The organism is Wandonia sp. (assembly GCF_984588085.1).
The window spans coordinates 40,422-48,249 of record NZ_CFIGVI010000021.1 but is presented as its reverse complement, the minus strand read 5'-3'; the positions used below and the strand labels follow the sequence as shown (position 1 = coordinate 48,249).

General features: G+C 41.0%; 6 protein-coding genes and 1 tRNA gene. 3 read left to right on the top strand and 4 right to left on the bottom strand.

Annotation, left to right across the window (positions count from 1 at the left end):
* Positions 1 to 2,555: DNA mismatch repair protein MutS (mutS, locus tag AC4PL9_RS09635; protein ID WP_491604541.1), on the bottom strand; the 2,555-nt coding region annotated here is incomplete at its 3' end.
* A 149-nt stretch (positions 2,556 to 2,704) separates the two neighbouring features.
* Here mutS and AC4PL9_RS09630 point away from each other — a divergent pair.
* Entirely contained in the window at positions 2,705 to 3,244 is a 540-nt protein-coding gene (locus AC4PL9_RS09630) for an RNA methyltransferase (RefSeq protein WP_491604540.1), read from the top strand.
* Here AC4PL9_RS09630 and AC4PL9_RS09625 read toward each other — a convergent pair.
* From AC4PL9_RS09625 to AC4PL9_RS09615, 3 genes are all read right to left on the bottom strand, one after another.
* The gene (locus AC4PL9_RS09625) at positions 3,241 to 4,617 is read right to left on the bottom strand and encodes a TIGR00366 family protein (protein ID WP_491604539.1); all 1,377 of its coding nucleotides are present in this window, start codon (positions 4,615 to 4,617) and stop codon (positions 3,241 to 3,243) included. The genes AC4PL9_RS09630 and AC4PL9_RS09625 overlap by 4 nt on opposite strands.
* A 65-nt stretch (positions 4,618 to 4,682) precedes the next feature.
* Positions 4,683 to 5,054, bottom strand: coding sequence for a DUF3127 domain-containing protein (locus AC4PL9_RS09620; protein WP_491604538.1), 372 nt, complete (start codon positions 5,052 to 5,054; stop codon positions 4,683 to 4,685).
* Positions 5,055 to 5,076: 22 nt separating this feature from the next.
* Positions 5,077 to 5,970, bottom strand: coding sequence for a flavin reductase family protein (locus tag AC4PL9_RS09615; RefSeq protein ID WP_491604537.1), 894 nt, complete (start codon positions 5,968 to 5,970; stop codon positions 5,077 to 5,079).
* Between the two features lie 267 nt (positions 5,971 to 6,237).
* On the opposite strand from AC4PL9_RS09615, the gene AC4PL9_RS09610 reads away from it, so the two are divergent.
* Together AC4PL9_RS09610 and tig are read left to right on the top strand one after the other, a co-directional pair.
* Positions 6,238 to 6,319: transfer RNA gene (locus AC4PL9_RS09610), tRNA-Leu, on the top strand.
* A 66-nt stretch (positions 6,320 to 6,385) separates the two neighbouring features.
* Positions 6,386 to 7,741, top strand: a complete 1,356-nt coding sequence (gene tig, locus AC4PL9_RS09605; protein WP_491604536.1) for a trigger factor — start codon at positions 6,386 to 6,388, stop codon at positions 7,739 to 7,741.
* Positions 7,742 to 7,828 lie beyond the last annotated feature (87 nt).

The window sequence follows — 7,828 nt, the reverse complement described above, 5'->3', positions numbered from 1 at the left end:
AGTGTATCAATGTCAATCGAAATCAATTCCTCTTTGATGTTTTGTAAAACAGGATCATCAAGCTGAAAGATGCTGAGTTGCATTTCCGGTGAACTGACGGCTTCTACCACTTTGTTTCGCTCCTCGGGTTTGTGTGTCTTCTCAAGGTGCACCAGCATTTTTGTAGCGCGCTGAATTACCTGAGGAGGCATTCCGGCCATTTTAGCGACATGAATACCAAAGGAGTGTTCGCTTCCTCCCTCCATAAGCTTACGAAGAAAAATGACCTTGTTTCCGATTTCCTTAACTGCGACATTGAAATTGCGAATCCGATCAAACTGATGAGTCATTTCATTTAATTCGTGGTAGTGGGTTGCAAATAACGTTTTGCAATGTGCCTGTGGATGCTGATGAAGATATTCGGTAATAGCCCATGCGATTGAGATCCCATCATACGTCGAGGTTCCCCGCCCGATTTCATCCAGAAGAACAAGACTTTTGTCTGTGACATTATTCAGAATACTGGCTGTCTCGTTCATTTCTACCATGAACGTCGATTCGCCACTTGAAATGTTGTCCGAAGCTCCGACACGGGTAAAGATTTTATCTACAATTCCGATTTTTGCCTGACTGGCAGGAACAAATGACCCGATCTGTGCCAGTAGAGTAATCAACGCTGTCTGACGCAATATGGCTGATTTACCGGACATATTGGGCCCCGTTATCATAATGATTTGTTGGCTGTCTGGGTTCAGATAGACATCGTTGGCAATGTATTCTTCTCCCAGAGGCAGCTGTTTTTCAATGACCGGATGTCGCCCATTTTTGATATCAAGAACTTTCCCGTCATTTACTTCGGGTTTGGTATACTGATTTTCCTGGGCAACTGTAGCAAACGAGTGCAGACAATCTAACATAGCGATGCGTTGCGCATTGCGTTGAATGGTCTCCGTGTAGGGGGCCATGGAAAGAATAAGTTCCTGAAAAAGTTGAGATTCGAGAGCGTGTATTTTGTCTTCTGCTCCCAGAATTTTACTTTCATACTCTTTTAACTCTTCAGTTATATAACGTTCGGCATTTACGAGGGTTTGCTTACGGATCCAGCCTTCAGGTACTTTGTCTTTGTGCGTATTACGGACTTCAATATAATAGCCGAATACATTATTAAAGGCAATTTTCAGTGATGGAATCCCTGTTGCTTCGGATTCTCTTTCTTGTAGTTGATCCAGATAATCTTTCCCTGAAAAAGCAATTTTTCGGAGTTCATCCAGGTCTTTGTGAAAACCATCGGCAATTACAGATCCTTTTCCTACTGCAATAGCCGGTTCGGGATGCAGCTGCGTGTCGATCATTTCCAGGAACTTCTCACATAAGTCCAACTGACCGGCGATTTGTGAAATGGCTTCCGAATCAGCAGCGCTCAATTTCTCGCGAATCGGTTGTAATTCGCGAATTGCATTACGGAGAATAATAACCTCCTTGGGGTTAATCCGTCCGACAGCAACTTTCGAAATCAATCGTTCCAGATCTCCGATCTGATCCAGGTGAAAAGCAAGTGTTTCTGCATCTTCAGGATGTGTAACCAAGAACTCAACAGCATCCAGTCGTTGCTGTATCGTTTTGAGGTCTTTCATTGGTAAAACCATCCAGCGTTTTAGCATACGTCCTCCCATCGGAGTGAGTGTCTTATCAATAATATCGATTAAAACTGTCGCACCGATATTTTGTGAATGGATCAATTCGAGATTTCGGATCGTAAATCGGTCTAGCCAAACGTATTTATCTTCTTCAATTCGATTAATTCGTGTAATGTGTCCGATCCGGTCGTGCTGCGTTTCAGAAAGATAATGCAAAGCCGCTCCGGCTGCGATAATTCCTTGTGAAAGATGTTCAATTCCGAATCCCTTCAAAGAAGCTGTACCAAATTGTTTATTAAGAATCTCATCGGCAAAATCAGTTGTAAAAACCCAGTCTTCCAGTTTAAAGGTGTAGAATCCTTCTCCAAAAACTTCTTTAAACCGCGAGGTGCGATTTTTCTGGTACAATACCTCACTGGGTTTGAATCCCTGTAAAAGCTTGTCAATATACTCTTCCGTTCCTTCTGCTACAAGAAACTCACCTGTCGATATATCAAGAAATGCAACTCCTGAACTATTTTTCCCAAAATGAACGGAGGCAAGAAAGTTATTTTGTTTGTTTTGAAGTACCTGATCATTAAAAGCAACTCCGGGAGTTACGAGTTCGGTAACCCCTCTCTTGACAATTGTTTTTGTCATTTTCGGGTCTTCAAGCTGATCACAGATCGCAACACGCTGTCCGGCTTTTACCAGTTTGGGCAGGTAAGATTCAAGCGAGTGATGCGGAAAGCCTGCCAACTCGATATGAGAAGCCGAACCATTTTTTCGTTTCGTAAGAATGATTCCCAATATCTTGGACGCCTTTACTGCGTCGTCTCCAAAAGTTTCATAAAAATCCCCAACGCGAAACAATAACAAAGCATCAGGATGCTTTGCCTTGATCTGATTATATTGCTTCATCAAAGGAGTCTCCGCTACTTTTTTCTCTTTCCCTGCCAATGTTGTGATTTTTTAGAATCGTAAATGTAAAATAAACCCGAAAAACACCCAATTTACGATCAGGGGACTTTTCAATAATTATGAACAGTTCTTGAAAGAAAAAATGCTAATATGTTCACTTTCTTTATTTTTGTCAAAAATGAAATCGGATGGATAACCAAAACAGGAAATTGAAATTGTGGGAGTTGGGAAGAGTTTCCAACGAGGAATTCAAAGAGCAGGATAAATTTCCTGTTATCCTTGTTTTGGATAATATCCGTAGCCTGAATAATGTCGGTACATTTTTCAGAACAGGAGACGCATTTAATGTTCAGAAGATTTTTCTCTGCGGTATTACAGCAAAACCACCACACAGAGACATTCATAAAACAGCATTGGGAGCTACAGAAACGGTCGAGTGGGAGTATGCTCAGTCGACTGTTGATGCGATTCACCAACTGAAGTCAGAAGGAGTGCGTACTCTGGTCTTGGAACAAACGGAACAAACTACGATGTTACAAACATTGGAATGGAACGGGAAAGAACCGGTTGCCCTTATTTTTGGAAACGAAGTAGATGGAGTACAGCAGGAAGTTGTTGATTGTTGTGATGAAGTGGTAGAAATTCCTCAGTTTGGAACGAAACACTCCTTCAATGTTTCGGTTTCTGCCGGAATCGTTCTTTGGGAATTGATCCGAAAGATTGTCTAAAAGATAAGGAGTGCGGAAATAAAAACAACGCCGCCAGTAACAAATAACAATAGGGTGTAAGGAAGAATTTCTCCGGCCTTCAGTTTTGTAATTCCCAGTAGTGGGAGTGCCCAAAAAGGTTGTAGCATATTCGTCCACTGGTCACCATACGATAACGCCATAACGGTTTTAGGAATACTTACTCCCAGTTCCTGTGCGGATTGAAGAAGCATAGGTCCCTGAATGTACCATTGACCTCCTCCGCTGGGGACAAAAAAGTTGACGATTCCAGCCCCCAGAAAAGAAAGAACGGGAAAACTGGTTGGTGTCGCAGTGGAGGTGAGAAAATCAGATATTTCCTGTATTAATCCCGAACCGCTCATGATTCCCATGATTCCAAAATATAACGGAAATTGGATCAGGATGCCTGCACCATCAGAAATAGAAGTGTTAATTCCGTGTAAAAAGGAACGGATGGAACCATGTAGGAGTAGTGAGAGGCCAAGTAGGGTGAAATTAATAAAGTTGACAGAGATAAAACCCAGCGCTGTCGAGCCTTCAAAATTATAGGCAACCCATAAAGCCGTTATGATAAATAGTATTCCTATGATTGATCCGAATACGGTGTTAGAATCAAGTTGGGTTGACGGAGTAGATTCGGTAGTAGGGCTTGTTTCACTTGCTAAATCGAGAAAAGGAAGCGATTCTGACTGAGTTTTCTTTCCGATGAAATACAGCAGGAAGGGAATGAGGAGAAGCATCACCGAAGCGGTAGTGAGGTTTAAAGGGGAGAGTAGAGTCTCCTCAAAAGAGAGTGAAGAAGGGAGAGTGTTGGAAGCCTGATAACCTGCATTTGTCATCATAGCAGTGATTGAGTCCGGTTCCATTGCTTTTGTCGGAGCGCTACCTGAAATTCCTCCGTGCCAGATTAACATCCCGCTATAGGCAGCGGCACCAATCAATCCATAATTGAGCTCACGGTTATTTTTTTTGAATTTCTCTCCGACTTTACGTGCTAATAAAGCTCCGAAAACTAATCCCATTCCCCAGTTAAAATAACTGACCAACATGGTTGTCAGGGCAACTGTAAAGGCACTGGTTGCACTGTTGGTGCAATAAATCAGCAGTTTATTTAGTACCCGGGCAATAAAAGGAGTTAAAGCGAGGCAGTGCCCCAGAATCAGAATCAACATCATCTGGAAGCCGAAATAAAGTCCGCCGGAGGAAGTGTCCCAAAGCCCTTTTTGCCAGTCAGTTGCTAGTTTTCCTGTGTATTCCAATATGCCCGTATGTTCAGGACGGGTGAGTACAAGAGCCAGGATAAATGTGAAAAGCGTCAGTAAAATAGCAATACTGAAAGGAGAGGGAACATACTTCTGAAAAAAATTCGTCATAGGCTCAAAAAAAACACCTGATTATCAAAAATAACCAGGTGTTGAAGATAAATAAATTCCTGTAACTAGAATGGAAGGTCGTCGTCTCCTTCTTCTACAAACGTTTCTGCACTATCCGAAGAAGCGGGAGACATATCTTGTGGAGTTGGCATTCCTCCGCTTTGTTTTTCAATTTTCCATACATCAAGAGAGTTGAAATAGCGCACCTCACCAGAAGGGCTAGTCCACTCTCTTCCGCGGATAAAGAAAGAAACGGAAACCATCTCATTGAGCTGCATGTCATTAAGCAAATCGGTTTTGTCTTGTGTTAACTGGAACAAAACATCCTGAGGGTATTGTCCGGAATTGTCCGTAACAACAAACTCTCTTTTTTTGAATTTTTCTGAAATAACCTGCGTGTCATTAATGACCTTGATGTTTCCTACTAATGTATACATATAACTTTTCGTGTTTTACGGGTTAATTATTGAAAGACAAAAGCGTTTTCCAGGCTTCTGTAACTTTATTTTCTTTTAATAAGGATTGTGCTAATTTATGCAATTCTTTCTCGAGTTCAACAGGATTGTCCTCTAATTTTACGAACAAATCGCTTAATTCGATGAGTTTATACTCGTTTACATCTGTCTCGTTAGGGAGTTCTTCCACATTTGCCAGAATACCAAGATCATTTCCTGTAAGTATAGCGCTGTTAAGAACGTCATCCGGAAGATTATCAAATCCTACTCCTATGGTTGTAAGGGGTTTTTGAACTTCAAACATAGAGTTTTTGTCTGCCCGGCAGTACCAGTTTCCTCCCATACGTGAAACCAGATCAATTTTTAATTGATCAATTTTCCCATTCTCGTCCAAAACCTCCTCATTGATATGTATGCGTGTAACCTCACAAATAACGAGATTTCCGGCTCCTCCACCGTTGCCAAGTTCTTTCACCTCCGTTACCTTACACTCAAACTGAACAGGGGACTCTGCTACACGCATTGGCTGAACCGTTTCGGAAGGAAGCGGAGTGAATCCGGATTTTACAAACTCATCAATCTCGGGAGAATAGGGAGAGCTTGCCAAACTCATTTGGTGTACCATATCATAACTGACAATATTGATCACGCACTCCGGAACACGTTTAACATTGTTATAGGTGTCTTTTGTCTCATTTGTTCTTCCGCTACGTGCCGGAGAAAATATAAGTACAGGAGGGTTTGCACTGAACACATTGAAGAAGCTAAAAGGAGCCAGATTATTGTGTCCGTTTTCGTCAATCGTACTGGCAAAAGCTATCGGACGGGGACCGATGGCTCCTAATAAGTATCCGTGGAGTTGAGGGATAGGGAGTGATTTTGGATCAATTGATAACATTCTCTCTGTTTTTCCGACAAAGGTAACAATGAAACCTTGCTTATGAAAATCTTGTCAGGTACATTTTTTCTTTTGGGGATAATAAAATAGGAGATTTTATATTGACAAAGAGTGTTTTAGTGTCGGGGTGAAGGATGGGACTTGTGTATAAAAGAGTTGCTAAACCGGATGAATAAAAAAAGAGCAAAAAAAAATGAAAAAAATGTTTGGAGATTCAAAAAAACGTTATCTTTGCAGTCCCAAACGGGTTAAAGGTCTTTGTTTATTGCGGGTGTGGTGAAATTGGTAGACACGCTAGACTTAGGATCTAGTGCTTCACGGCGTGGGGGTTCGAGTCCCTCCACCCGCACAATCTAATGGTATAAGATCGGTTCGCCACTTATACCATTTTTTATTTAACCATATTTGTGTTGAAATGAATGTAATTCGTGAAAACGTTGATGCGTTAAACGCAGTTTTGAAAGTGCAGATTGCTCCTGAAGATTATCTGGAAAAAGTAGAGAAAGCACTTGCAGATTATAGAAAACGCGCTAATATTCCAGGATTCCGTAAAGGAAAAGTTCCAATGGGGCTTGTGAAAAAGCAGTACGGTAAAGGTGTGTTGGCTGAAGAACTGAATAAAACGGTAAACGAAGCCCTGTACAATTACCTGAATGCTGAAAAGCTTGAGATATTAGGGAATCCGATTCCAAAGTATGATGCTGAAGTAAAAGGTGACTGGGATAATCCTTCGGATTTCGAGTTTCAATACGAAATCGGACTAACACCTGAGTTTGAAATTAAACTTTCAGGACGTAACAAATTTGATTACGTTAAAGTAAAGACAGATGACAAATTAGTAGATCAGCAGATTGATGATTTGCGTCGTCGTTACGGTAAATTGATCGCCGGAGAAGAAGTGACAGGTACGGAATTAGTACTGGGTCAGTTTGTTGAGTTGGACGAAAACGGAGAGATCAAAGAAGGTGGGGTAATGAATTCTTCTACAGTAAGTATTGAATTTGTAGAAGATAAAGCTACTTTGAAAGAGCTGAAAGGTAAAAAAGTAGGAGATAAATTAGTAGTTGATCCTGCTAAGTTGGCAAAAGGTGAAGCGGATCTTGCTGCTATGTTGGGAGTAACGAAGGAAGACCTTCCTAATCTGAACGATAAATTCCAGTTTACAATCAACGAGATTCGTAAAATGGAAATGGCAGAGTTGAATCAGGAGTTATTTGATAAACTTTTCGGTGAAGGTGAAGTAAAGTCAGAAGAGGAAATGCGTGAGCGCATCTCTAATGATATGAACGGTATGTTTGATGGTGATAGCGACCGTTTGTTCACACGTAAAGTGTATGATCATTTGATGGAGAAGACAGAAATGACTTTACCTGATGAGTTTCTTAAGCGATGGATTAAAATGTCAAATCAGAAAGAAATTACTGATGAACAGATTGAAGCAGAGTACGATGAGTACGCTAAAGGTCTGAAATGGCAGTTGATTCAGGGGAAATTGTTTAAGGACAATGAAGTGAAAATTAATCCGGATGAAGCACTTGAGTTTGCCAAGTCATTACTTGTTTCTCAATATGCACAGTATGGTATTCCTGCTCCTGAAGATCAGGAGTTGACAGAGTCTGCAAGAAAAGTTTTAGCGAATCAGGAAGAAGCAAATCGCGTATACGATATGTTGGCTGAACGCAAACTGACAGAACTGTTCAAAGGAATTGTGAAATTGAACGAAAAAGAAGTTTCCTATGATGAGTTTGTTAAGCTGGCTCAGGGAAATTAAATAAAAGCTTAGCTTAGGTTTTAAGGGTCGTACTGTATTGTACGGCCTTTTTTGTTAGTAGTAGACTCTGGTGAATAATTTGAATCT